Origin of the sequence: Methanococcoides seepicolus (assembly GCF_023684405.1) — an archaeon.
Classification (GTDB): domain Archaea; phylum Halobacteriota; class Methanosarcinia; order Methanosarcinales; family Methanosarcinaceae; genus Methanococcoides; species Methanococcoides seepicolus.
This window is the reverse complement of sequence record NZ_JAGSOI010000024.1, coordinates 1-24,141: the sequence shown is the minus strand read 5'-3', so window position 1 is coordinate 24,141 and position 24,141 is coordinate 1. Positions and strand designations below refer to the sequence as shown.

Sequence of the window (24,141 nt, the reverse complement as noted above, 5' to 3'; positions counted from 1 at the left end):
GAATTTCTTAAATAATACTGTGCTTTAATATGTTTGTTGGTTTTAATAGTATCGATGGAAAACTCAATGATCCTATATCAATTACTTTCACCCTGCATGGTTGTATGTTAAATATAGTGAAAGACATTTTCAGGATTGTATCACTAGCTTAATCTCGGTATCAATATGTACAGGACACTCCAGAAATATTTTGGCTACAGCGAATTCCGTCCTCTTCAGGAGGATATTATCAAGGATGTTCTGAACAAAAAGGATGTTTTTGTATTAATGCCGACCGGCGGTGGCAAATCAATATGCTACCAGATACCTGCACTCATAATTGATGGGCTTGCTGTGGTGGTATCCCCTCTCATTTCTCTGATGAAGGACCAGGTGGACGGACTTGTCAGCAATGGGATCTCGGCTGCTTATCTTAATAGTACGTTAAGTTATAACGAAGTTCAGAAAACCACCCGTGCCATCGTCGAAGGGCATGTGGATATATTGTATGTCGCACCTGAACGCCTTTGCATGAAAAGCACTCAGGAGCTGCTAAGTCATGTCAATGTAAGTCTTTTCGCGATCGATGAAGCTCATTGTATCTCAGAATGGGGACATGATTTCAGGCCGGAATATCGGCGTATGGGATTTTTGAAAAAGAAGTACCCTGATGTTCCTGTGATAGCCCTGACCGCAACAGCTACTGCGAAGGTAAAGGAAAATACCATCAAACAACTTGATCTGGTCTCTCCTTCTGTTTATGTGGCGAGTTTTGATCGTGCTAACCTTTCCTATGAGATAAGACCCAAGAACAATACCTATGGTGACATGGTAAGTTACCTTAAGGGTCAGCGTGGAAATTCGGGTATCATATACTGCAACAGCCGAAAGAGTGTTGAATCTGTTTCCACCAAACTGAACCGTGAAGGATTTCATACCCTTCCTTATCATGCAGGATTGAACGATGCCAAAAGGCAGGATCATCAGGAACGTTTCATCAGGGATGATGTCGATATCATTGTGGCTACTGTTGCTTTTGGTATGGGGATCGATAAACCGAACGTTCGTTTTGTTATCCATTATGATCTTCCCAAGAACCTGGAGGGCTATTATCAGGAAACCGGCAGGGGTGGGCGTGACGGTCTTGAATGCGAATGTATCTTGTATTTCAGTCGGGCTGACTGGTACAAGATCAAATATTTAATTGATCAAAAACCCAAAAAGTCTGAACGCGATATCGCAATGACGAAGTTGCAGGAAATGATTGATTATTGTGAAAGCACTTCCTGTCGCAGGAAGGCCTTATTGCGTTATTTTGGAGAGGAGCTGGAGTCCGACAATTGCGGAAGCTGTGATGTCTGTTTGAACCCGCGTGACACTTATGATGCGTCCGATGTTGCAAGGACCTTCATTTCCTGTGTCGATGAGGTCAATGAGCGTTTTGGATTGACGCATATCGTGGATATCCTTACAGGCTCTAAGTCCAAGAAAATAATAAGCTACAAACATGACCGCCTTAAAAGCTATGGCACCGGTGACGGGTACATTAAGTCCGAATGGGTGGAAATGGCAAGGGAAATGATACGTCTGGGTCATGTTGATGTGAAGGAAGGGAAATATCCCATACTTCTTCTGAACAAGAAGAGCCATGACGTCCTTGGGGGCGGTGAGGTACATCTGACGCGTTCTATGGGGGTAGCTGCTGCCAAACCTCGGAAAGCACCTGTTAGTGTGTCAAGGCCGGGCAATTCTGCAGCCGTCAGGCCTGCATATGCTGGCTCGAAAAAGGTTGGCTCAACGGTGGGGAAGTCCTCGGCCAAGACCACACAGTCCAGCACTCAAAAAAGAACATCTGCTCCGGGAAAGGCAAAGAGGGTCCCAACACCGATATCACGTCCGAACAAGAAACTCTTTGATAAGCTTCGGGAACTGCGCAAAAGGCTTGCGGTGGAGGCAAATGTCCCACCTTATATCATATTTGCAGATACCAGTCTCAGACAGATGGCTGCGAAGCTTCCGAAAAATGAAAAGGAGTTCATTGATATCACGGGTGTCGGTGAGGTTAAGTTAAAGAAATATGGTTCCATTTTCATGGAAGAAATAGCTGCCTTTGAAAAAGGAAGCAAGTGAATACCAATTTATAGCAGGAAATGAACCGTCAGTTGGAATATAAGATCTCCATAGACCACTGCAGTGATAAAACCGGCTGTTATGGGTATCATGAATGGCAGTCCGGGGGTGACCCATACCCTTTTTTCGATAAGTCCTTTTTTATCATATTCATTCATCGTTGCTATTGTGTCCTCATCAAGCTGCATACCCCCTGATGTGAATCGGTGTGATACATTCCCATCGTTCTCTTCGTACTGTTCAATGAGGCGAATGTGGGGCCGTTCAAGGTCTTTGATCAACGATCTGTATCCAAGGAACATGTAATGAGGTCTTTTAAGTGTCTCTTTCAGAGATGGCTGTGTGAGATTGTAGAGGAACAGTCCCAGCGGTACGACCACTGTGAGTATGACTGAGTTCCCAAAGACGCTGAATGTGAAAAGGGCAATGGGTGCCATACCTGCTAAGGGCAAATGGTAGTTGATCAGATCCAGTGCAGGATAGATGGGTAGTATCAATGATATCACCATCAATACTTTGGCATCGGCACCACCGAAGGCTCTGAAATAGAACAATATGTACACGAACACGAATATGAATATGAACGATATGAGTGTCCATTTTACGTAGGGAATGCCATATCGTGCGATATCATAGATGATTAAAGGGGCTGCTGCACCGAGCATTATTGGCCAGAGCTTGTTAGTGACCCTTCGTGTCTTAATATCCGAATAGCAGGAGTAAAGGAGAAATGGCATACAAACAAGCACCTTCAATAGTTCTATCATTTACATTTTCTCCCATTTTTTGAGCTTAAGGACCTCAGAAAGCGTGCTTCCTCTTTTTATCTCTTCATAGATACGTTTCTCGTTCTTCTCAACTTCCTTGGCACGCCTTGCTATCTCATATGCTCTTTCTTTGGGTATTACGACCACTCCGTTGTCATCTCCGACAATATAATCTCCGGGGTTGACATTTTGTGAGCCGCAGTGTATGGATGCCCCAATTTCGCCAAAGCCCTTCGGGTCACCGGCATTAGGTACATTGCTGATGGCAAAGACGGGAACTCCTATCGCTCTTATCTCTTCGATATCCCTTACTGGACCATCGATGACAACTCCTGCTATGCCTTTGTTAAGGCAGCTAAGGGTGGCAAGTCCTCCCCATGGTGATATGTGTCTACTTCCGTTGTAGATCACAATTACGTCCCCTTCACCGGCAACTTCAATAGCTTCGACAGTTTTTGCCCAGTCACCTTCGAATGTCTGGACTGTCACAGCTTTACCTACCATCCTTTTTCCGGCAACCATTGTGTGGATGTCCTTCATGGCTCCTTTTCTGTGCATTGCATCGGTTATGTTCGGGGTGGATACCTCTGATAATAGTTGTCGGATCTCTTCTTCGAGGGTCTGATGTGCTATTTCAGGAATATCTTTTGAATCAACGGCTTCTCGTATCTTTTTCGCAGCTCCGGTCACATTGTCGGATTGTGTTATATTTCCTCCAACGATAACGATGCTTGCACCTGCTTTTACTGCCATTGCAGCACTTGCAGCATCCAATCCTCCTGCGGCAGCTACCGGAATGCTAACTGACGTTGTCATTTTCTCAAGTACGGGGGTGGGATCCTTACCGGTCATTTGCTGATCAATCCCTGTATGCATGTTGATATAATCGACACCCATTAGTTCCAGTTCAATTGCCCTTGATACCGGATCTTCGACAATTATCAGGTCGGCCATCAGCTTCACTCCGTATTTGTGTGCTGATCTGACGGCATCAAGGACTGTGGAATCATCGGCATTTCCCAGGAGCATGACAATATCCGCACCGGCTTTGGCGGCCATCTCCACTTCAAATGCACCGGTGTCTGCTATTTTCATGTCGGCAAGGATCGTATGGTTCGGGAATGATTTCCTTAGTTGGCGAATGGCATTCATTCCTTCACTCTTGATAAGTGGTGTTCCTGCTTCGATCCAGTCTATGCCTCCTTCGACGGCTTCCTTTGCGATCTGGATGGAACGGTCTATTTCCAGCAGGTCAAGAGCTACTTGAATTATTGTGTTGATATGATCACCCTTTGGAACTTACGTAGTGTAGTTGAATAAGTATAAATCAAACCGGGTATATGGTTATAATACTTAATAGTTGATGCTATTTGTTAAAAGTAAGTCATTATTAATGAGCTCATATTATGGTAGAAGAAGATATATTGACTGAGAAGCAGCGCAAAAAGTTCCTTGCAGGACTTCATCGTCAATTGTTCTGGTGTGGTGAAAGAATTCCTGATGAGGTTGAGTTCAATGGGAAAATGTTCCCGCTTCATGAGATCACATGGGAACTTATCAATAAGCCCGATTTGAACGATGAAGATAAGGAACAAATAGAACATTGTATTGTTTCTCTTTCTAAGAAAGCACGGTCATTTGAAAGTGTCCTGGAAACTGAAACTATGACCGTTGGGGAAGCAAAAGGGATATTCGACAAAACTGCGGGTCTTTTGCGAGCTGTCATGGACTTGAAGGAGATCGAGGAATTGCCCGGTCCTGAGCGGATGACTAAATTTAAAGAAGATGCTATGAAGTGTACAGTTAAAGATGCAAAGGGCTGGATAAAGTTCCTGGCGGAACTTGATGAATGAGTTATTTCATCTGTATATCATATCAATATTTTATTTTGATTATAACTATCATCGGCAAACATTATATTTCATGCAATTCTTCTTCATGGTGAATGAGCTTCAAAGACTTGCATATCATTTCGATGAAATCCTTTTCAAGGGATATGATCGATCATGTCCTCAATACTGCAGAAATGCTTGAACCCATAGCCAGGGACAAGGCAAAGTCAGATATTTTGAAGGGCAAGGTGCTTGGTGTGATGTTCTTTGAGCCAAGTACGAGAACTCGTATGTCCTTTGAGACCGCAATGATGCGTCTTGGCGGGGATGTCTTAAGTCTTGGTTCAGTGGATGCAAGCTCAATTGCAAAAGGGGAGACCCTTGCAGATACCATTCGTGTGGTGGATGGATATGCCAATGCAATAGTTCTCAGGCACAATAAAGAAGGAGCTGCACAGCTTGCTTCGGAGTTCTCATCGGTTCCCATACTGAATGCAGGGGATGGTGCAGGGCATCATCCTACGCAGACATTCCTCGATCTTTATACCATACGCAGGGAAAGCCATCTGGACGGTTTGAAGATCGCTCTTGCGGGGGATCTGAAGTATGGCCGGACTGTGCATTCGCTTTGCTATGCCCTTTCTCTTTATGGTGCTGAGATAACGCTTATTTCTCCGAAAGAGTTGCGGTTGCCTGCTGAGATCATCGAGGACCTTAAGAGCAGGAACATAAAGGTTACAGAGACCGAATCTATCGAGGATGCCATTGAGGATATCGATGTGCTTTATGCTACAAGGGTTCAGAAGGAGCGTTTTCCAGATCCTGCGGAGTATCGTAAGGTGGCCAACAGTCTGCTGATCACTCCTGAACTTCTTGAGAAAGCGAAACCTGAGCTGAAGGTAATGCATCCGCTGCCGAGGACGAATGAGATAGATCCAAGGGTGGACAATACTAAGCATGCGTGTTATTTCAAACAGTCATTCTATGGCGTTCCGATCAGAATGGCACTTCTTGCACTTGTTATGGGGGCATTGGAATGAGCAGTGAAGATCAACAAATACGTGAGATACGTGTGCATCCCATTGAGAATGGTACTGTGATAGATCACATAAATGCCGGACAGGCGTTGAACGTTCTTAAGATATTGAAGATACCAAGCTCTTCATCAAGGGTTGTAAGTGTACTTATTAATGCACCCAGTGTCCATGGTCGAAAAGATGTTGTCAAGATCGAAGGCAGGGAACTCAATGTTGAAGAAGTTGATAAGATAGCCCTGATAGCTCCTAATGCGACCATCAATATCATAAGGGATTTCGAGGTTTCTGAAAAAGATATTGTTCATATCCATTCACAGATCGAGGGCGTTGTCAGGTGCATAAATCCGAACTGTATCTCTAATAGCAATGAACCAGTGACCTCGAAGTTTGCGGTAAGTTCCAATGGACGGAGGACCATTCTTCGCTGTTCATATTGTGAACGCATCATTTCCGATGATATAGGAGAGCATCTGCTCTGATGCTTGTATCTTTTCTATTTTTAATTGTATATAATCTATAACTTCTCGTACCTATAAGCAATATTTAGATTATGTCTAAGCCAATTCATTTCAGTATTGCAAACTACTACTTATCCATCCAATCAGCTTCTTACTGTCAAACGTATCTTCAAAGACAATAATAACTGGGATCTATTTTGCATTGACCATAAAGACATTCTTCGCAATGCTGAGATTGAAGAAGTCAACAAGATGTTATCTTGTAAAGATAAGAGTCGTGGTTTCTTCACTTATCAATGTGAAAGTTGTGGTAATTACAAAACGGTCTATTTTGGATGTAACAGTCGTATCTGCACAAATTGTGGTAAAAATCATACTGATAAATGGTCTAAATCTCTCAAACGCGCAATGTTCAATGTAGTTCATAGGCATGCTGTTCTTACAATCCCGGATCTTCTGTGGGGTTTTGTTAGAAAGAATCGTTTTCTACTAAAGGTTTTGATGGATGCAGCAATTGTAGCAATTAATGACACTATTTCATTCAAGCACAGAAATGGTCGTTTGCTTGCGGGTGCTATTGTCGTTCTACATCCATTTTCCAAAGATATGGGTTTTAATCCTCATCTTCATATTTTTCTAACTGAAGGTGGATTTGATATGTATGGTAAATTCATTCACCAAAAGTTCATTCATTTTAAGACCATGCGAAAAACATGGCAATACCAAGTGCTTACGAGATTCAAAGATGCCCTCCCTAAGGTTCAAGCATTCTCCCATCTTGTAAATCAACTTTTTAAAGAATATCCTGATGGATTTTATGTTCACATGCCAAAAAACTCAAGAATCACTAACAAACAAAGGATGTCACAGTATGTCGGGAGGTATATAAGGCATCCAGCTATCACAAATTCAAGGTTGCATAGTTATGATGGAAAATCCGTTATTTTTTGGTATAATGATCATGAAGGGGTAAGGCATTTTGTGATAATGGAATTGCAGGAATTTATTAAAGCGTTAATTCAGCATATTCCTGATCGAAATTTTAAAATGATACGGTATTATGGGGCATATAGTCGCAAAGTCAAAAAGAGATATTCAAAGTGCTTACAGAGAAGTATAAAGCAGACAAATCTCGAAGACTTCAAAAAAGTGTTGAACAAGTGAGCGCCACAGTGTTCATTTTGTGGTGGCAAAATGAAGTTTGTTTGGTATAAGAAAGGACCGCCTAGGGAAATTGCGGAAGTTAATGGTAATATAAATGATTGGGGTGTAGTGATGGGGTAGTCGTACCTACAATAAATTTGCACCTGAAGGGTGCTTTCTTGTTTAATGAAAAAAGGTCAGAATCCCAGAATATCATCCATTGTATGGATGCCTGGTCCTGCATTATTGATCCAGATGGCTGCTTTTACTGCGCCTGATGCGAATGCATTTCTGGAATGTGCCTGATGCTTGATCTCTATCCTTTCGCCGTCTCCGGCAAAGAGAACTGTATGATCACCCACAATGTCTCCTCCGCGAACTGCATGAATGCCGATCTCTTTATGTCTTGGTGCGAGACCTTCGCGTCCGTAAACAAAGTCCTTACCGCCCAAAGTCTCACTGATGACCTCTGCTGCTTTCATGGCAGTTCCGCTTGGTGCATCTTTCTTCTGGTTGTGGTGGGCTTCGATTATCTCGATGTCGTATTCTGAAAGGTACTTTGCGGTTTCCTGAAGTATCTTGAAAAAGACATTGACACCAACTGAATAGTTTGGTGAGATAACTGCTGAGGTGCCGTTCCTGATTATGGCATCTTCGATGGTGGCACGCTGTTCATCACTGAATCCGGTTGTTCCTATGATGAGGTCAACTCCGGCTCCAGCTACTGCTGGTGCGTTTGCAGCGGTTGCAGGGGCAATAGTGAAATCAATGACCACGTCGGTCTTTGATTCTTTCAGAACGGTTGGCATGTCCGCTACATCAGAGATGCTCACGTTGAGCTTCCCGACTTGTGCAACTTCTCCTACGTCCTTGCCGATGTTCATAAGATCGAAAGCGGAAGATAGCTGTATTCCTTCCATCTTGATGATGTTCTCAATGATGAGCTTCCCCATTCTTCCGGAGGCACCTGTAACTCCTGCGTTTATCATTGTATGCACCCGAGTTCCTTCAGACAATTTGCAAGGAGTTTATTGTTCTCAGCACTTATCGGTGCAAGAGGTGGTCTTAAGTGACCTGCATTGAGGCCAACAAGTTCCATTGCACACTTTATTGGTACTGGGTTCGTCTCATTGAAAAGAGCACGTATAAGTGGAGCCATTTCATAGTGTAGCTGTCGAGCGGTTGCCGTGTCACCTTCGTTAAAGGCATTGACAAGCCTGCTCATCCTGTCCGGCACAACGTTCGCTGCCACAGATATAACACCACATCCCCCTATACTCATTATAGGTAAGGTAAGTCCATCATCTCCTGATGTGACCTTGAAATCCTCATCCATTGTGTTCTCGATTATCTGTGATGCCTTGTCAAGACTGCCGCTTGCTTCCTTGATACCTACAATATTATTGATCTTGGCAAGCTCTGTGATAACTTCCAGTGGAATGTCCTGCCCTGTACGTGAAGGCACGTTGTAGAGCACAATAGGTATTTCCACTGCTTCTGCTATTGTTCTAAAATGAGATATAAGTCCCGCTTTGTTCGGTTTGTTGTAATAAGGAGATATTACAAGAGCACCTGAGGCTCCGGCATCTTCAGCGTGTTTTGTTAGTTCCACTGCTTCAGCCGTATTGTTCGAGCCGGTGCCGGCAACTACCGGTACGTTCGCACATTCTACTGCGATATCGATGACTTCCATGTGTTCTGCAGTAGCTAATGTAGCAGATTCGCCTGTGGTACCACAGACAACTACACCGGTCACTCTGCCATTCTCAGCAAATTCGATATTCTTTATCAGACCGGTCCTGTCGATGGTGTCATCCTTCGTGAACGGAGTTATAAGCGCCGGTAATACTCCTTCGAACATAGCGTTCCACTTCCTGGACTTAAATTAATTTTGGATATCTGATCTTGCGGGTAACGTAACCTGCTACACGGTTTCTGATTACTTTGCCCTCGATAGTTGTGTATTGAGAGACAAGGAGCTTGTTTGTGTCAAAATCTGTTGTAAAAATGTCTCCATAGTTCTCGACCAGACGGAATGAAATGTTCTTGATATGTGTTTGTCTAATATTTCCCATTTAAGTATCTCCAGTAAATTTAGATAGATATTATTAAGAGTATCGCCTTATAGAAAACCTTTACATTTATATCTTTTGGATTGAGGGCATCTTCTAATGCTTTATTTGAAGGTGGCTGCTCAATTTATATCGCTCTTTCCCATAAGTCGCTCGACAGTGTTCGCTTCATTGAATACATTTTCACGCATCCCTTTGCGGTTTATGTAAAGGCCTATGAACACTATCACCAATCCGATCTCAGCGTTGACCTCTACTACAATGATGCCCAGTAGTACTACTGTGGATGCCACAATTCCTTTAATTGCTCCTTTTCTGTATGAATCAAATCTTGTGCGGCGAAATATCCTGATATCACGAAGTGTCAGGAAAAGGACTACGCAATATGCTGCAATGGCTATGTATCTATACATTGTTCATTTCCTATAGCTCTATACGTTATGAATCCTCAATGTCCTTTATGGATTAAATCCTTTGCTGAATGTCTGCTAATGTGCACAAACATTTTCAATCATGTTGTTTATGAATGGGCTGGTGAGACTATTAAAATGATCTTTCATATTGACATGGACAGCTTCTATTCATCCGTGGAAGTAGCTGCAGATCCTACACTCAAAGGGTTGCCTGTTGTGGTTGGCTCTGATCCGCTGCAAGAGGGTAACAGGGGTGTTGTAAGCACCTGTTCCTATGAGGCACGTGAGTTTGGGATAAAGTCCGCAATGGCTATCTCAAAAGCATATCGCCTCTGTCCTGAAGCTGTATATCTGCGTGTTAACATGCCTCTGTACAAGAAGGTCTCCAACTCCATTATGGAACTGCTCAGGGGCTATTCTTCAAAGTTCCAGCAAGTAAGTGTGGATGAAGCTTATCTTGATGTTTCCGATGTCGTTTCCGGGCTGGATGAGGCTGAAAAACTGGCGTTACAGATAAAAGAAGATGTCTTTCAAAAGGAGGGCATCACCTGTTCAGTCGGTATCGGCCCTAACAAGTCCATTGCGAAAATAGCATCAGATTTCCAAAAACCCGATGGTTTGACTATTGTGCGCCCTGAGGATGTCCGTTCTTTCCTTTATCCTCTGGATGTTTCCCGAATATCGGGTGTTGGCAAGAAAACGAGTGTAATGCTGGGGCAGATGGGTATCGGGACGATCGGGGAACTTGCTGTATATGATGTCCAGGAATTACGCGAGAAGTTTGGTAAGTTCGGTCTGGTCATGCATCAGCTTGCCAATGGTGTGGATGGGCGTAAAGTTCAGGAAAGTGGGGATATAAAGTCCATCAGTAAAGAGGACACTTTCGATAAGGATACTTCTGATGTAAAATATCTGGGAAGTGTGGTGGATACTCTCTCAGAGCATGTCCATGCTTCCCTTTCACAGAAGAAATACTTGTTCAAGACCGTTACAATAAAGGTCCGATTTGCAGATTTCACAACCTATACAAGAGCAAAAACACTTGCTGCACATTCCGATGACATTGTTACTATCAGGAAAACCGCAAAAGTGTTGCTTCAGGAATTCAATGGGAAAAATAAATTACGCCTGTTAGGTGTGGGTGTCACAAAACTGGACAAGCTCGATGAAAGGCAGACCCGACTTTCGGATTTCTTCTAAGCATCATTAACATTTCATGATGTGAATTGGCTTAGGTCTGCAAATCCTGCAATGTAGAGGATAGCTATCAGTACTGGTTGATGAAGCAGATAGATAAGCAGTGATCTTTTACCCATGTACGTCAATATCCTTATGGGGAGAAGTTCGGAAATGTCCGAAAGGGCAAACTTCCTTTTGTATTGCGGATAAAGTTCATTTCCTGTAAAAATGCCTATTAGCATCACTCCGAACCATGGGATCAACGGGAAATAATCGTATGATCTAAATCCTGTTGGCTGGATACCTATCCATAACAGCCAGGGCTGTTCTATTGTAATTGTTCGTAAAAGCATCCCGGTGATTATTATCAAAATAGCTGTAACCAGGCTTGGGATACGATATTTCAGAAATGGATATGAAAGTATTATAGCAACTCCTATGAAGTGGAGTACTCCGAATATAATAATGCCTTCTTTCAAAAAAATGTAGCTTCCGGCAGTTATTACCATCCCCCACAAAAATATCTTCAATCCTCTTTTTACATATTTTGTAAATTTAGGTTTGGTCTGCTCCAGTTCAAGTTGTTTTGAGAAGCTTAAGGTGAGTGATATTCCTGCTACAAATATGAATAAAAATGCTGCTGCTCTTCCTATCAGGTAAACGATCTCTGTCTGGACATTACTTTCATGGTAACCCAGGAACTCAAGGTCATAGAGCAGATGGAAAAAAACCATCAGTATGATCGCTATTCCTCTCAGGAAGTCAATTTCCCATTTTCTGTCATAGGTTCCTGTCATCCACTCCCCAGACTTCAATGATAACCTCTTGAAATGAATTGTTGGGATCTAGGATCAATTGATGCATCTGATGATTCAATTGTGTTTCTTCTTTTTCTTTCTGAAAGCAGAGGAGAGGTCTACTGCATATGTTCCATCCTGTTTGATAGCCATGACTATCTCTTCCCTTTCAAAGAGGGAGTTCAGGTTCAGTTCATAGGAGCCAGGTCCGAGTATTCTTACGGACTCTACGCGTTCCCCTTCTTCTTCTTTTTCAACTGTTTCTCTTTGATGTCCAATGCCGATGATATCATCTATTTCTCTGATGAACTGTTCTGCCGGGATGTCCTCTTCTACACTGTCCACTATCTCTGGCTGTACTTGGACCTCTTTTTCTTTGGCTTCTTCTTCAGGCTCCATGTCCTTTACATAAAGGAACTTGTTCCAGCCACAGTTCGGACAGCCGCTTAGAATTACTTCGGCCCCGTCTTCGAATATTTTTTCACATCGGGTACATTTATGTGGCATCTGTTCACCGATTCCCTATTAGTTGCGATATATTTAAAGATTTATGGCATGAGATCATTTGTTATCCTTATCTATACCTTGACATGAGGTAAAAGTAGTTTCAGAAGGCGGGTTGTACGCAAACTATATATGCCAGTGCGCAGTAGTAGGGTTGCAAGTGTGGTACAGTCACACAATGCATGAATAACTCACTCTTAGCGGGGTGGGGTAGCCAGGAGATCCCGACGGGCTCATAACCCGTAGACCGATGGTTCGAATCCATCCCCCGCTATTCAATCTACTATTTTCTCCAATATTAATTTCACTAATACTTATCTAACTTTATATCTTTGTTCTGGTTCTATAAGTTTAAATATTTTCTATTTTAATTACTATTGTTTTCAAAAGGTTATTAAATAAAGCTCACCTCTTTGTTTCAGGAAATCACACATTAAATCATACTTTATTTTATATCAATTTCACAGGATGATCATTATATGGTAATGGATAAACTCGGCAGTTCCCTTCAGGACGCTTTAAAGAAACTGGTCGGCGCTGGGCGCATCGATGAAAGAACGGTCACTGAGGTCGTAAAGGATATACAAAGGGCATTGCTGCAGGCGGATGTCAATGTCAAGCTTGTAATGCAGATGTCCAGTCACATCAAGGAACGTGCCTTGAAGGAAGAAGTTCCGCCAGGCATGAACCCACGTGAGCATGTCATCAAGATAGTTTATCATGAACTCATCAGTATCGTAGGCAGAAGCGCTGACATTCCGCTAAAACCTCAAACGATCATGATGATCGGTCTGCAGGGCAGCGGTAAGACCACTACCACTTCCAAACTATCCCGCTATTTCCAGAGAAAAGGAATGAAGCCTGCGGTCGTTTGTGCAGATACGTTCCGTCCGGGTGCTTATCAACAGTTGAAGACCCTTTGTGACAAATTGAACGTTCCATTCTACGGCGAAGAAGATAATCCTGACGCGGTGGGGATTGTGGAAAGAGGATTGGCGGAGCTTGAGAAGAACGATGTACTTATCGTGGATACTGCTGGCCGTCACTCTCTGGAAGCTGACCTCATCGATGAGATGGAGCAGATCCACAAGGTAGCACAACCGGATTACACGTTACTGGTCCTTGATGGTGCTATTGGTCAGCAGGCAAGTGAGCAGGCAAGGGCTTTCAATGATTCGGTGGGTATTTCCGGAGTTGTCATCTCCAAGCTGGATGGTACTGCAAAAGGTGGTGGGGCATTGTCCGCTGTCTCCGAGACGAATTCCGCCATTGCTTTCATTGGTGTGGGCGAAACTCCGGACGACCTCGAGAAGTTCGAACCGGACAGGTTCATTTCCCGTCTTCTTGGTATGGGTGATATCAAATCACTGATCGAAAAGGCAGAGGAGACCCTTTCCGAAGAGGACATTGACATGGAGGCCATGATGCGGGGCCGTTTCACTCTCAAGGACATGTATTCACAGCTTGAGGCAATGAATAAGATGGGTCCTATGAAACAGATCATGCAGATGCTCCCTCTTGGAGGCATGGGGGCTAAGCTCTCAGATGATGCTTACAAGGTCACTGAAGATAAAATGAAAGGTTATCGTGTTCTAATGGACTCCATGACCGATGAGGAACTCCTCAATCCAAGGCTGATCGGTAGTGCACGCATCAGGAGAATATCCCTGGGTTCAGGCAGCAGTCCGGATGCTGTACGTGACCTCCTGAAATATCACAAGATGATGCAAAATGCCATGAAGGGACTTCGTGGCGGTAAGTTCAATATGCAGAAAATGATGAAGAAGATGGGTATGTAAGTATTGTAGTAATGAAGTATTTTCGGAGGTATATACCTCCGAAGTTCTTACCCTTTTGTTATTAAAAAAATAATTATGGTTGTTGTTTTCTAAGGTCATTACGTGCCATCATATTCGTGCCGAATATGTATATCAGCAGAACGAATCCGAGCCACATGAAATGTTTTCCGATTTCGGCTTGGTCAAAGTATTTGAGTAGAAGTCCTGTGCCGAGGATAAGCATGTCGGCCATAGCTATCTTCTTGTTCCTTTTTGTGATTGCATAGTATTCTTGTTTTGCAACATTGTATTCCTTTTTTTCTGTTTTCAGTGGATACACTTCCCTATTTATACTTTTTTTATCTCGTCCGCCGCTTTACGTAACCGATTAAATACGGCAGCTCCGATTCCTTCTGTTTTCAATGTCCCATCGACAAGGATCAGGTCAATTTCCTTACTATCAAGATGTCGCAGGCCCATAAATATACTATGGGCTGCCTGGGCAGGTTCATTTCTTTTACCAAGTGAGAACATCTCATCGGCATTTATCGAACCTGATGTTTCTTCAGTTGCAAGAAGTCCGACCATTTTCCCTTCCTTGTGGCAGTTTGTTATTAGCTCCGTCATTGTACTTTTAACATTCTCCGGCCTACCCTCTATGAGTATGACCTTTGTCTCAGGTGAATAGTGCGTGTACTTCATTCCTGGTGATCTCGCAGTCTCGCTTTCCTCAAGGGTCCTGTCGGTATATCCAATTTCTACGTGCCCTACACATTCTTTGATATCTTCTGCACTGACCTGTCCGGGACGCAGGACCACTGGTATATCTCCGGTAACATCCACCACCGTTGATTCCAATCCTATCTCCACTATCCCTCCGTCTATTATTGCATCTATTTTTCCATCAAGGTCCTGTATGACGTGTTCGGCACTTGTGGGACTTGGTCGTCCGGAAGTGTTGGCACTGGGTGCTGCTACTGCAGTTCCGGACATCCTTATAAGCTCAAGGGCGATATCATTGGCAGGCATTCTCAGGCCGACTGTGTCAAGTCCGCCGGTGGTAATTTCAGGCACTATCTTCTTTGCTTTCAGTATGAGTGTGAGTGGTCCTGGCCAGAATTCATCCATAAGCCTGAATGCAGTTTGGTTTATATCCTCTGCCAGATCTCCGCACTGGTCTTTGCTGGAGACATGGACTATGAGCGGATTGTCTGCAGGTCTTCCTTTTGCTGCAAAGATCTTCTTCACAGCATCAGGGTCCAGAGCATTGGCTCCCAGGCCGTAGACCGTTTCCGTGGGGAAAGCAACGGTGCCACCTTCTTTGATAATGCTGGCAGCCTTTGACAGCTCCTCTTCGAAATTGTCGCTGTCAGCCCGAATGACCAGTGTTTTGTTACTCATAATTAATTGATGGACCTTTTCGTTTCTCTATTTTCCATCATTTATTGTATTCTTTGCCGTATTCGTCAATGACGGACTCTTTACAAAGGCCTACTCCGTGCCTGTGAGCAGCTCTGCCTATCATGTGTGCGGCAACTGGTGCTGTGAGCAGAATGAAAAGACCAACTGTTATGGCTTTCACGCCTATGGGTTCGAGTCCTACCTTTGCTACAATACTCAACATAACTCCAAATGCACCGAGCGTGCCTATCTTGGTAGTGGCATGTAAACGATTATATACATCAGGCAAGCGGATCAATCCTACCATCCCAAGGAATACGAAGAATGCTCCTACTACAAGCAGGAATGTGCTGATAATATCCTGAATAAGTCCTATCTCTATCAAAATACAGCCCCCTCATCAAGATATTTGGAAATGGTCACTGTTCCCACAAAGGAGATTATTGCAAGGACCAGAGCTACGTCCATGAAGAACGCAGACTCTTGCATGTATGAGTAGATGCCCAGTATAACAACTATTACGGTCGTCATTGCATCAACTGCGATAACACGGTCAGGGATCGTCGGACCTTTGATCACCCTGTATATGCATGGTATTATAGCAATGACCATGAATGTGATCGAAATATCAAATATCAGTGAATTCATTCGAATGCCTCCAGTACGTATTCTTCAAGATCATCTCTGATGGAATCACAAAGTCCCTGTGGATCAGATGCATCGATGGCGTGCACATAAAGCACTTCTTTGTTGTCTGAAACATCAATTGTTAGTGTTCCCGGGGTAAGTGTGATCGTATTGGCGATGGCAGTTATTCCCGTATTTGTCTTTGTACGGATCGGGACCGCAATTATCCCCGGCTTTATGTCCATCTTTGGCTGAAGGATTATCTTGGCTACCATTATATTGGCTTTGATGATCTCTATGAAAAGTACGTAGAAGTACCTCATTAACTTCGGTATCTTCCTTATTACTTTTTGATAGGAGATCTTGTTCTCAAATCCATAGAGTGATCTGAAAGGTCTGATAACGATAGGGCCAAGTAATGCCCCTATCAGGAAGTTGTTGAAGTTTACCGTTCCGTGAACAAAACACCAGATAAGCCCAAGGAACATTGAGTAAAGGATATATCGTTTCATCGGACCACCCTCGTCATAACTGCATCAATGTATGGTTGCGGATCGATAAGTTGTTCCGCGATCGCCTGTGCAAGGGCTATGAGCGGTTCTGCATAGACCCCGAAGATAAATGCGAGGGCTGCAAGGCTCACTATCGGAAGGGCAATCATCAGCGATGGTTTGTGTGAGGAATATTCACCATATTCTTCAACATCTCTGGTCTCTCCCCAGAACATCAACAACCATGCCCTGAACATATAGAACAGGGTGAACACTGCAAAGAACAGTGCAATGGCGACGGGTATGTAGTATTCTGCACGGAGTCCTGCATCAAAGAGAATGAACTTTGCTATAAATCCTCCCATTGGGGGAAGGCCTGCGATCGACATTGCGCCTATGAGGAATGCTACGCTCATAATCGGCGTGGTCTTGTTCATACCTCCCATCTGACGCATGTCCCTTGTGCCTGCATGGTGGATTATGCCTCCGGATGTCAGGAACAACATGGACTTTGCGATGGCATGGTTGACCAGATATACAAGTGCCGCTGTCAGGGCATAGACTGAACCGATGCCAATTCCAAGGAATATATATCCTATCTGGCTTACACTTGAATATGCAAGCAGTCTTTTGACATCGTTCTGTCCTACTGCGGAAACTGCTCCGATTATGATCGTCACAAGTGCAAGCAGGATGATTGTGGGTTGAAGCAGGAACAATGCATCCCTGAATATAAGGAAGAATACCCTCAGGATCCCATAGGCTCCTACTTTTATCATAACACCGCTAAGCATGGCACTGATGGGTGAAGGTGCTGTGGGGTGTACATCGGGGAGCCAATAATGCATTGGGAAGATGGCTGCCTTATTTCCAAAGACAACTATGAATAAGAGTGCAATGGCGTATGTATGCCATGGAAGTGTTCCGGCAGCTGTCATGGCACTTATCTTGACCGATAGGTCTGCCATGTTAAGGGTGCCCACTGTGGCATAAAGAGAAGCTACTGCAATGAGCATGACAATGGAGCCTATCATGTTCAGTATAAGGTACTTGAAAGTGGCTTCCATCTTGTCGGAACTCTTTGTCACGCCTCCTTTTTCGTTGGCGATGACAAGTCCGCAGGAGGACAACAGCAGTATCTCAAAGAATACGAACATGTTGAAAATATCACCTGTGAGGAAGGTTCCGTTAAGACCTGCCACAAGAAGGTTGAACAGGGAGTGGTAGGTCGAGTTCAATGACTTGCCTTCAATGTAATCAAGTGAGTAGAGCAATGCAAGGAAGGACACTAACGAGCTTAGCACGACCATTCCTGAGCTTAATAGGTCTGCTACAAGCACAATTCCATATTTACCCCATTCTCCTACCTCGTAGACCTGAATTCCTCCGTTCCAGACCTGCAGGAGCAGTATAATGCTTATCAGCATCATGGCAAACGAGACCGAGACATTGAGCCATTTCTGCACATTTGCATTAGAGCGCAGGAATATCATAAGTGCGGACATCAGTATCGGTACTGCTACCAGGAGGATGGGCAGGTGTGTCATTGATATGTTCATCCCCACAACCTCCTCAGTTCACGTATGTCGGTAGTTCCGTATTCCTCGTATATCCTGTATGCGAGGATAAGTATGAATGCAGTCGTTGCAAGGCTGATGACAATGGCTGTAAGTACGAGTGCCTGTACGAGCGGGTCTACAAATTCGACATGTGACCCTGCGGAAACTAAGGGGGCGAATATCCCTTCTGCAAGATTGTCGTTGTAGATGGTGCCTGTTATTTCTCCGCCGTGTCCTGAGCCGGTTATTATGGGTACTTTTCCGTTCTCGAATACACCGGCTGATACTATCAGCAGGTTCACAGCATGGGACAGTACTGACAGCCCGATGATGACCTTTATCATGTCTCTCCTGAGTATCAGGAATGTTCCTATTCCAAATAGTATGGATATGGTGAGGGTAAGTAAAAAATTATTCATTATCGTCACCTACGTTTTTGAATATGAATAGCAGTGAACCTATCACTACAAAATAGACGCCGATATCAAAAAGACCGGCAGATACAAGCTCTATCTCTCCGAAAAGGGGCAGGTGCACGAATTCCACTGCACTTCTGAAGAAGTTGTGCCCGAACATCATGGCCGAAAATGCCGTTAAGGAGGCAAGTGTCAGGCCGAAACCAAACCATTTGGCCCAATCCGGGTTGAAGAATGTCTTTATGTATCTCAATCCGAAGACAACATATGCAAATGCGATCACTGAAGCGAACATAACGCCGCCGATGAATCCTCCGCCTGGATTGTTATGGCCTGCCAGTAGCAGGGAGATGGAGAATAGGATCACCAGTGGGATGCATATCTTTGTGATGGTCTTTGTTATTATGGTCGTCATTATTCCTCGCTCCTGCTGTGTATAAGGTTATAGACACCGAGTGCTGCAAGGCACATTACCGCTATCTCTCCCAGGGTATCGTAGCCTCTGAAGTCTACGATTATGACATTGACGATATTGTGACCGCCTGCAAGGAGGAGGCTGTTATCGATGAAATAGTGGGACAGTGATGCAAAAGGATCAACTATGCCTTGTGTCGTATTGAGGAGTAATACAAATACACTTGCGGCGACGGTTATTGCGATCAGTATGTCTCTTGTGAATACCGAAAAGGATATCTTTTCCTTATATTTCTGGGGTATTTTGGTTATTGCAAGCAGGAATATTATGGTGGATAGGGTTTCTACCAGTACTTGTGTCAAGGCAAGGTCAGGTGCTTTCAGATATATGAACAGCAGGCTGACACCATAGCCAAGGGCTGAGAGCGCAATGATGGCCGGCAGATATTTTGGCAGGATTGCTGCTGAGAGTGCCGCTACAATGAGTAGCACTAATAGTATCGCTTCATAGGGTGGTATGTCGAAGTTCAGTTGTGATGGCACTATATTGGTTGCAAGTATCGCAGCCGGAATCGCTATCAGTGCTATCATCAGCAGGAGCATAGCGCTCATGTAGAGCTTTATACTTCCTGTCTGGCTTCTCGAGGAGAACCTGAATGCATTGCCTTTCGCGGAATCAACTGCACGGTCATAATAGTAATTGATGCTTATCCAGGGGTTCTTCATGTTGAAGTTATCCTGCCATGCTGCTATCCTGTCGTATTTTGTGTATATCAGGATACCCAGTATGAATGTCACGATGGTCATCATCAGGGACGCGGTGAACCCATGCCACAGCTTTATGTGCAGATGTGCAGTTTCCAGAAGGATGCCTGATACTGCCGGTTCGATGATATGATGTATGGGTATTGATGGGATGACTCCGAACAGTATTACGAGGAACGCCAGAAATGCTGGTGGAATCAGCATTGTCATTGGTGGTTCATGTATATGGTGTGGGATAGCGTCTTTGTCACGTTCTCCCAGGAATATCCCATCAATGAGCTTTATCGAGTAGGCGAATGTGAAAACTCCTCCGAGTACGGCAAATGCGGGAATCAGGAATGTGAATATACCGCCTAGCGAGGCTCCCATCTCCAGGGAGGACTCGTAGAACATTTCCTTGCTGAGGAAACCGTTAAGTGGCGGTATCCCCGCCATGGCAAGGCCGGCAATACACGCTATTATGAAAGTTATGGGCATCTCACGCCGCAGACCTCCGAGCTTTCGTATGTCTCTTGTGGCTGCTTCGTGTGCCACTATTCCTGCGACAAGGAAGAGGCAGGCTTTGAACGTGGCGTGATTGAGAAGGTGGAATGTAGCTGCTGCGACACCAATGCCAGGTTCGTGGTGTGTGGTGTAGCCGTACATTGTCATCATGTATGCAAGCTGACTGATGGTCGAGTATGCAAGGATACCTTTGATATCTGTCTGCCTGAATGCCAGAAATCCGGCTACTAGCATTGTGATGATGCCTGTGCCGCTTACAAGGATGAACCATGCTTCTGTTCCTGAGAATATAGGGTGTATCCTTGCGACAAGGTAGATACCTGCTTTTACCATCGTTGCGGAATGAAGGAATGCACTGACAGGCGTGGGGGCTTCCATTGCATTGGGTAGCCAGATGTAGAACGGTCCCTGTGCAGATTTGGCTGCTGCACCAATGAATATGAGTATAAGTGTTATAAGGAAGAGCTCGTGTTCCTTTATGGCGTTTATCACCTGTGGATCATTCAATATGGCTGCCAGATCAAATGAACCGGTGATGTTTCCGAGTAGAAGGAAACCTGCAAGCATTGCAAGTCCGCCGGAGGCTGTGATCAATAAGGATTTGGTGGCACCGTATATGGATTCGGGTTTGTGCCTCCAGTATCCGATGAGCATGAAGGAGGTGATGCTGGTAAGTTCCCAGAAGATGAAGAGCTGTATGGTGTTTCCAGAAAAGACCATTCCTATCATGGAACCCATGAATAGTAAGAGGTACTGATAGTATCGTTTTAGGTCTTCTGTTTTGGACATATATCCATTGGAATAGGACATGATCAGGACACCTATGCCGGATGCGATAAATCCGATCATCATTGCAAGTCCGTCTGCATATATGGTAAAGTCCACTCCTGCTGAAGGCATCCAGGAGATCGTTCCCTGAACTATGTGTCCTTCTCCGATGACATCTGGTGCTGCTATCCCAATGAGTATGAAGCAGGTAAGGGCTGTAGCGACTGCAAACCAGCCGACACGTTGCTTTAACAGCTTTTCCATGACGGGTACCAACCCGGCAAATATAAACGGCAGGAATATAGCTGCCGTTATTGCATTAAATGAATCCATGTCTCCTCTCTTAGCAAAGTTCCAATATATAACCGTTTTTAATTACAATTATAAACCATGACAAATATGCGGCCGTAACCACTTGCTTATTTATATTATCTTTATTGTATAGACTGGATATGAACCTTTCACCAGATCAAAAAGAACGCTATGCAAAGCACATTGTCATGAAGCAGATGGGTGAGGAGGGGCAGAAGAGGCTTCTGTCATCCCGTGTCTTGTGTATTGGCTCAGGCGGACTCGGTTCACCTGTGATACAGTATCTTGCTGCTGCGGGGGTTGGTACACTTGGAATTGTGGATGATGATGTTGTGGAGATGAGCAATCTTCAAAGACAGGTCATCCATGCGGGAAATCTCGGCAAGCCAAAAGTGAGTTCTGCAAAGGAATATGTCGAAAGGCTGGATCCGGATATCAATGTACTAGCATATGAGATGCGTGTTGGGCCTGATAATGTGGAGGGTCTCATTAAGGACTATGATGTTGTGGTCGATTGTTCTGATAATTTTGCCACACGCTATTTGTTGAACGATGCTTGTGTGTTGCAGAAAAAGCCCCTTTTCCATGGAAGTATTTTCATGTTCGAAGGGCAGGTGATGACTATATTGCCACACGATGGCCCTTGCTATCGCTGTATATTCGCACGTTCACCCTCTACAGATGCTGCAAGGGACGCTGGTGTCATGGGTATTCTTCCGGGAGTTGTCGGTACCATGCAGGCTACGGAGGTTGTCAAGCACCTTGTGCGCCTTGGGGCGCCGCTTGTGGGACGCATGATCTATTACGATGCCTTGGGAATGAGGTTTGATGAGATCACTGTGCGTAAGAATCCGAAATGTCCTGTTTGTGGCGATGCTCCTTCAATTACGTCTATTGATGCGGATAATTACTGATATTCAGTTATTTGGACATTGATCCTAAAGATGTTTGAAAATAGGCTATAGTGATAAAGTTTTTATAGCTTAACTCTGTTATAAGAGTTTGCTTCAAGCAACATGGTTTGAAGCAAAAACGAAACAGAAGCGTTGTTCAGGTTCCAAATATACTGGGCAACAAATAAGCAACATGGGCTCGTGGTCTAGCTGGTCATGACGTCGCCTTGACATGGCGGAGGTCCGGAGTTCGAATCTCCGCGGGCCCACCACAAATCTTCGTGCCATTCGATAGGTTTTAATATTAAAACGACTATTATCGGATGCTCTCACAGCCCAGGTAGCTCAGTGGGAGAGCGCTGCCCTGAAGAGGCAGTTGTCCCCGGTTCGAATCCGGGTCTGGGCACCAGGATCAATTCACACCAGTAGTGTAGCGGTTATCACCGGGCGTTGCCAACGCTCGAACTCGGGTTCGATTCCCGACTGGTGTATATCTTTTTTTATTATCTTAATATCATTGCTAATGTTCTATTTTTTTGATCTATCTTCAATGAGCTTGAATGCAATTGCTTTAGTAGCTAGTATCTATTGAATCATTTCTCTGGATGATGTTCTAATTGTTGAGTATCAGCAACCCTTTATGGACAGATGGATCTGTGCTTTTCTTTGTCACTAATATGATTCTAATACCATTGCATGTCTGTCAGGATCACTGATGAACCTGGATAATTAATTATAAAAATAGAATTTGCAGAAAGTTTACTGGAAATTATTTCACAGAACTTCTGCGAGAGATTCCCAGTGCAACTTTCTTTCCTATGCTATATGTTCAATGGGATATTGAATACCTATCCCACATTTATACAGCTGATAATTCATACTTTTCCGAATTTATGCCCAATATGGCAGAATTGATCTCGGAGTTTACGGGGATCTTTGTTTCTTCATACATGTCAGGTTTATTCTTCAAACCATACAGGCTTTGCCTTGCATCCTTGAAGTAAAACCTTTCTTGTAGGAAATCCTCATCTTTCAACCTACCCAAAGCATATCTGATAGTACGTGGTGGAAGATAACTTTGTTCAGCAATTTCTTTCTGTGTCAGAAGACCGCCGTATTCCAGTACTTTGAAGACAAGTTTTGCAGAAGGGGGTAGCCCTTCGATCGCCTTCCTCAGATATTTATCGTTTGGCTCTTCGATGTTTTTCTTTACCTGTACGCTTTCCTTGTAATTTTCAACAAAATCGATCCCTCATTATCATTTCTCCTTTGTATAATGTATATTATTAATATCTCTGGTTTGAGATGTTGCGACGGTTCACTATTGTGAAGTCGCAATTGTGAGTGTGCTTCTCTAATATATAAATATATCGGCAAAATGCACCAAATCGCCTTGTTTCGTTGATTTTGCATTGATGCATGTATGGAGAATCCGTCTTTATTTGCCTATATCTTAGTTCTTATATCTTTACAGGTAGAGCTATTTTTGTTCAAATAATAATATAAAAGGTGGAAATATGGCTGAAGAATCAATAGAATTAGATCTCAGGGGGGAGATTTGTCCCTTTACTTTCGTAAAAACCAAATTGCAGTTAGAAGAACTGGAAACTGGTGACCGTCTCACAGTTATCTTTGATTATGCACCTGCGGTATCAAATGTTCCTAAAAGTGTGAAGAACGAAGGACATACCATTCTTGGTATCGACAAAGAAGAAAATAACATATGGAAGGTCCATATTAAAAAAGTCTGATACTTCAATAGAGAATCTCAAATTAGAAAGTTAACTTAAAAACCTATTCCATTTTTCATTAACTCCACTACTTTTTCTGCAACAAATAGCCATCATTAGCTTATTAGAACTTATCCAGTCTTCATGGCTAAAACAACAACAATATATCGTG

The 24,141-nt window shown here is 43.8% G+C and carries 26 protein-coding genes, 4 tRNA genes and 1 pseudogene; 13 read left to right on the top strand and 18 right to left on the bottom strand.

Annotated elements, in window-relative coordinates:
* Positions 1–165: 165 nt before the first annotated feature.
* On the top strand, positions 166–2,109 hold the full coding sequence (gene recQ, locus KDK67_RS07315; protein ID WP_250868150.1) for a DNA helicase RecQ: 1,944 nt from the start codon (positions 166–168) through the stop codon (positions 2,107–2,109).
* 8 nt (positions 2,110–2,117) lie between these two features.
* Here recQ and KDK67_RS07310 read toward each other — a convergent pair whose 3' ends face one another.
* Positions 2,118–2,876 (bottom strand): A24 family peptidase C-terminal domain-containing protein, encoded by a 759-nt coding sequence (locus tag KDK67_RS07310; protein WP_250868149.1) that lies wholly within the window; start codon positions 2,874–2,876, stop codon positions 2,118–2,120.
* Positions 2,877–4,145: a 3-hexulose-6-phosphate synthase gene (gene hxlA, locus KDK67_RS07305; protein ID WP_338101243.1), complete on the bottom strand. Its 1,269-nt coding sequence runs from the start codon at positions 4,143–4,145 to the stop codon at positions 2,877–2,879. It lies immediately after the preceding gene.
* A gap of 137 nt (positions 4,146–4,282) precedes the next feature.
* On the opposite strand from hxlA, the gene KDK67_RS07300 reads away from it, so the two are divergent.
* The 4 genes and pseudogenes from KDK67_RS07300 to KDK67_RS07285 all read left to right on the top strand — a co-directional run bounded on the left by KDK67_RS07300 (position 4,283) and on the right by KDK67_RS07285 (position 7,487).
* The gene (locus tag KDK67_RS07300) at positions 4,283–4,729 is read left to right on the top strand and encodes a DUF5788 family protein (protein ID WP_250868148.1); all 447 of its coding nucleotides are present in this window, start codon (positions 4,283–4,285) and stop codon (positions 4,727–4,729) included.
* 92 nt (positions 4,730–4,821) lie between these two features.
* On the top strand, positions 4,822–5,748 hold the full coding sequence (pyrB, locus tag KDK67_RS07295; RefSeq protein WP_250868147.1) for an aspartate carbamoyltransferase: 927 nt from the start codon (positions 4,822–4,824) through the stop codon (positions 5,746–5,748).
* Entirely contained in the window at positions 5,745–6,224 is a 480-nt protein-coding gene (gene pyrI, locus KDK67_RS07290) for an aspartate carbamoyltransferase regulatory subunit (RefSeq protein WP_250868146.1), read from the top strand. The genes pyrB and pyrI overlap by 4 nt, the downstream gene beginning before the upstream one ends.
* 96 nt (positions 6,225–6,320) lie before the next feature.
* Positions 6,321–7,487: pseudogene (locus KDK67_RS07285) on the top strand (IS91 family transposase).
* A gap of 56 nt (positions 7,488–7,543) precedes the next feature.
* Here the strand turns inward: KDK67_RS07285 and dapB are convergent.
* The 4 genes from dapB to KDK67_RS07265 all read right to left on the bottom strand — a co-directional run bounded on the left by dapB (position 7,544) and on the right by KDK67_RS07265 (position 9,831).
* Positions 7,544–8,335 (bottom strand): 4-hydroxy-tetrahydrodipicolinate reductase, encoded by a 792-nt coding sequence (gene dapB, locus KDK67_RS07280; RefSeq protein ID WP_250868145.1) that lies wholly within the window; start codon positions 8,333–8,335, stop codon positions 7,544–7,546.
* Positions 8,332–9,207, bottom strand: a complete 876-nt coding sequence (dapA, locus tag KDK67_RS07275; RefSeq protein ID WP_250868144.1) for a 4-hydroxy-tetrahydrodipicolinate synthase — start codon at positions 9,205–9,207, stop codon at positions 8,332–8,334. Before dapA ends, dapB begins: the two co-directional genes overlap by 4 nt.
* A 19-nt stretch (positions 9,208–9,226) precedes the next feature.
* Positions 9,227–9,421, bottom strand: coding sequence for a 30S ribosomal protein S17e (locus KDK67_RS07270; protein ID WP_250868143.1), 195 nt, complete (start codon positions 9,419–9,421; stop codon positions 9,227–9,229).
* 119 nt (positions 9,422–9,540) lie between these two features.
* Positions 9,541–9,831 carry a hypothetical protein gene (locus tag KDK67_RS07265; protein ID WP_250868142.1) on the bottom strand — a complete coding sequence of 97 codons (291 nt, stop codon included), beginning with the start codon at positions 9,829–9,831 and terminating at the stop codon, positions 9,541–9,543.
* A 135-nt stretch (positions 9,832–9,966) separates the two neighbouring features.
* On the opposite strand from KDK67_RS07265, the gene dinB reads away from it, so the two are divergent.
* Positions 9,967–11,031, top strand: a complete 1,065-nt coding sequence (gene dinB, locus KDK67_RS07260; protein WP_250868141.1) for a DNA polymerase IV — start codon at positions 9,967–9,969, stop codon at positions 11,029–11,031.
* Between the two features lie 14 nt (positions 11,032–11,045).
* Here the strand turns inward: dinB and KDK67_RS07255 are convergent, their stop codons facing one another.
* On the bottom strand, positions 11,046–11,807 hold the full coding sequence (locus KDK67_RS07255; protein ID WP_250868140.1) for a heparan-alpha-glucosaminide N-acetyltransferase: 762 nt from the start codon (positions 11,805–11,807) through the stop codon (positions 11,046–11,048).
* Positions 11,808–11,882: 75 nt separating this feature from the next.
* Positions 11,883–12,314 (bottom strand): Zn-ribbon domain-containing protein, encoded by a 432-nt coding sequence (locus KDK67_RS07250; protein WP_250868139.1) that lies wholly within the window; start codon positions 12,312–12,314, stop codon positions 11,883–11,885.
* Positions 12,315–12,510: 196 nt separating this feature from the next.
* On the opposite strand from KDK67_RS07250, the gene KDK67_RS07245 reads away from it, so the two are divergent.
* Positions 12,511–12,585, top strand: a tRNA-Met gene (locus tag KDK67_RS07245).
* A gap of 205 nt (positions 12,586–12,790) precedes the next feature.
* Positions 12,791–14,110: a signal recognition particle protein Srp54 gene (locus KDK67_RS07240; RefSeq protein ID WP_250868138.1), complete on the top strand. Its 1,320-nt coding sequence runs from the start codon at positions 12,791–12,793 to the stop codon at positions 14,108–14,110.
* Between the two features lie 73 nt (positions 14,111–14,183).
* Here KDK67_RS07240 and KDK67_RS07235 read toward each other — a convergent pair whose 3' ends face one another.
* From KDK67_RS07235 to mbhE, 9 genes are read right to left on the bottom strand one after another with little or no spacing between them, the layout of a single operon-like run.
* The gene (locus tag KDK67_RS07235; protein ID WP_250868137.1) at positions 14,184–14,429 is read right to left on the bottom strand and encodes a hypothetical protein; all 246 of its coding nucleotides are present in this window, start codon (positions 14,427–14,429) and stop codon (positions 14,184–14,186) included.
* An 8-nt stretch (positions 14,430–14,437) separates the two neighbouring features.
* The gene (locus KDK67_RS07230) at positions 14,438–15,490 is read right to left on the bottom strand and encodes an L-threonylcarbamoyladenylate synthase (protein WP_250868136.1); all 1,053 of its coding nucleotides are present in this window, start codon (positions 15,488–15,490) and stop codon (positions 14,438–14,440) included.
* A 37-nt stretch (positions 15,491–15,527) separates the two neighbouring features.
* Positions 15,528–15,875, bottom strand: coding sequence for a monovalent cation/H(+) antiporter subunit G (gene mnhG, locus KDK67_RS07225; protein WP_250868135.1), 348 nt, complete (start codon positions 15,873–15,875; stop codon positions 15,528–15,530).
* Positions 15,872–16,138 (bottom strand): cation:proton antiporter, encoded by a 267-nt coding sequence (locus KDK67_RS07220; RefSeq protein WP_172368406.1) that lies wholly within the window; start codon positions 16,136–16,138, stop codon positions 15,872–15,874. Before KDK67_RS07220 ends, mnhG begins: the two co-directional genes overlap by 4 nt.
* Positions 16,135–16,629: a Na+/H+ antiporter subunit E gene (locus KDK67_RS07215; protein WP_250868134.1), complete on the bottom strand. Its 495-nt coding sequence runs from the start codon at positions 16,627–16,629 to the stop codon at positions 16,135–16,137. Before KDK67_RS07215 ends, KDK67_RS07220 begins: the two co-directional genes overlap by 4 nt.
* A complete protein-coding gene (locus KDK67_RS07210) occupies positions 16,626–18,167 on the bottom strand; it encodes an NADH-quinone oxidoreductase subunit M (RefSeq protein WP_250868133.1) in 1,542 nt (513 codons plus the stop codon). Before KDK67_RS07210 ends, KDK67_RS07215 begins: the two co-directional genes overlap by 4 nt.
* Positions 18,164–18,586 (bottom strand): NADH-quinone oxidoreductase subunit K, encoded by a 423-nt coding sequence (locus tag KDK67_RS07205; RefSeq protein ID WP_250868132.1) that lies wholly within the window; start codon positions 18,584–18,586, stop codon positions 18,164–18,166. The genes KDK67_RS07210 and KDK67_RS07205 overlap by 4 nt, the downstream gene beginning before the upstream one ends.
* A complete protein-coding gene (locus KDK67_RS07200; RefSeq protein ID WP_250868131.1) occupies positions 18,579–18,998 on the bottom strand; it encodes a monovalent cation/H+ antiporter subunit B in 420 nt (139 codons plus the stop codon). Before KDK67_RS07200 ends, KDK67_RS07205 begins: the two co-directional genes overlap by 8 nt.
* Positions 18,998–21,367 carry a hydrogen gas-evolving membrane-bound hydrogenase subunit E gene (gene mbhE / locus KDK67_RS07195; protein ID WP_250868130.1) on the bottom strand — a complete coding sequence of 790 codons (2,370 nt, stop codon included), beginning with the start codon at positions 21,365–21,367 and terminating at the stop codon, positions 18,998–19,000. Before mbhE ends, KDK67_RS07200 begins: the two co-directional genes overlap by 1 nt.
* Positions 21,368–21,486: 119 nt before the next feature.
* Here mbhE and KDK67_RS07190 point away from each other — a divergent pair, with 119 nt between their 5' ends.
* From KDK67_RS07190 to KDK67_RS07175, 4 genes are all read left to right on the top strand, one after another.
* Entirely contained in the window at positions 21,487–22,260 is a 774-nt protein-coding gene (locus KDK67_RS07190; protein ID WP_250868129.1) for a HesA/MoeB/ThiF family protein, read from the top strand.
* Positions 22,261–22,434: 174 nt separating this feature from the next.
* Positions 22,435–22,511: transfer RNA gene (locus KDK67_RS07185), tRNA-Val, on the top strand.
* A gap of 62 nt (positions 22,512–22,573) precedes the next feature.
* A tRNA-Phe gene (locus tag KDK67_RS07180) sits at positions 22,574–22,648 on the top strand.
* Positions 22,649–22,658: 10 nt separating this feature from the next.
* Positions 22,659–22,730 (top strand) — tRNA-Gly (locus KDK67_RS07175).
* Positions 22,731–23,098: 368 nt separating this feature from the next.
* Here KDK67_RS07175 and KDK67_RS07170 read toward each other — a convergent pair.
* The gene (locus tag KDK67_RS07170; protein ID WP_276575088.1) at positions 23,099–23,344 is read right to left on the bottom strand and encodes a winged helix-turn-helix transcriptional regulator; all 246 of its coding nucleotides are present in this window, start codon (positions 23,342–23,344) and stop codon (positions 23,099–23,101) included.
* A gap of 412 nt (positions 23,345–23,756) precedes the next feature.
* Between KDK67_RS07170 and KDK67_RS07165 the strand changes: the two genes are divergently transcribed.
* The gene (locus KDK67_RS07165; RefSeq protein ID WP_250868127.1) at positions 23,757–23,990 is read left to right on the top strand and encodes a sulfurtransferase TusA family protein; all 234 of its coding nucleotides are present in this window, start codon (positions 23,757–23,759) and stop codon (positions 23,988–23,990) included.
* Positions 23,991–24,141 lie beyond the last annotated feature (151 nt).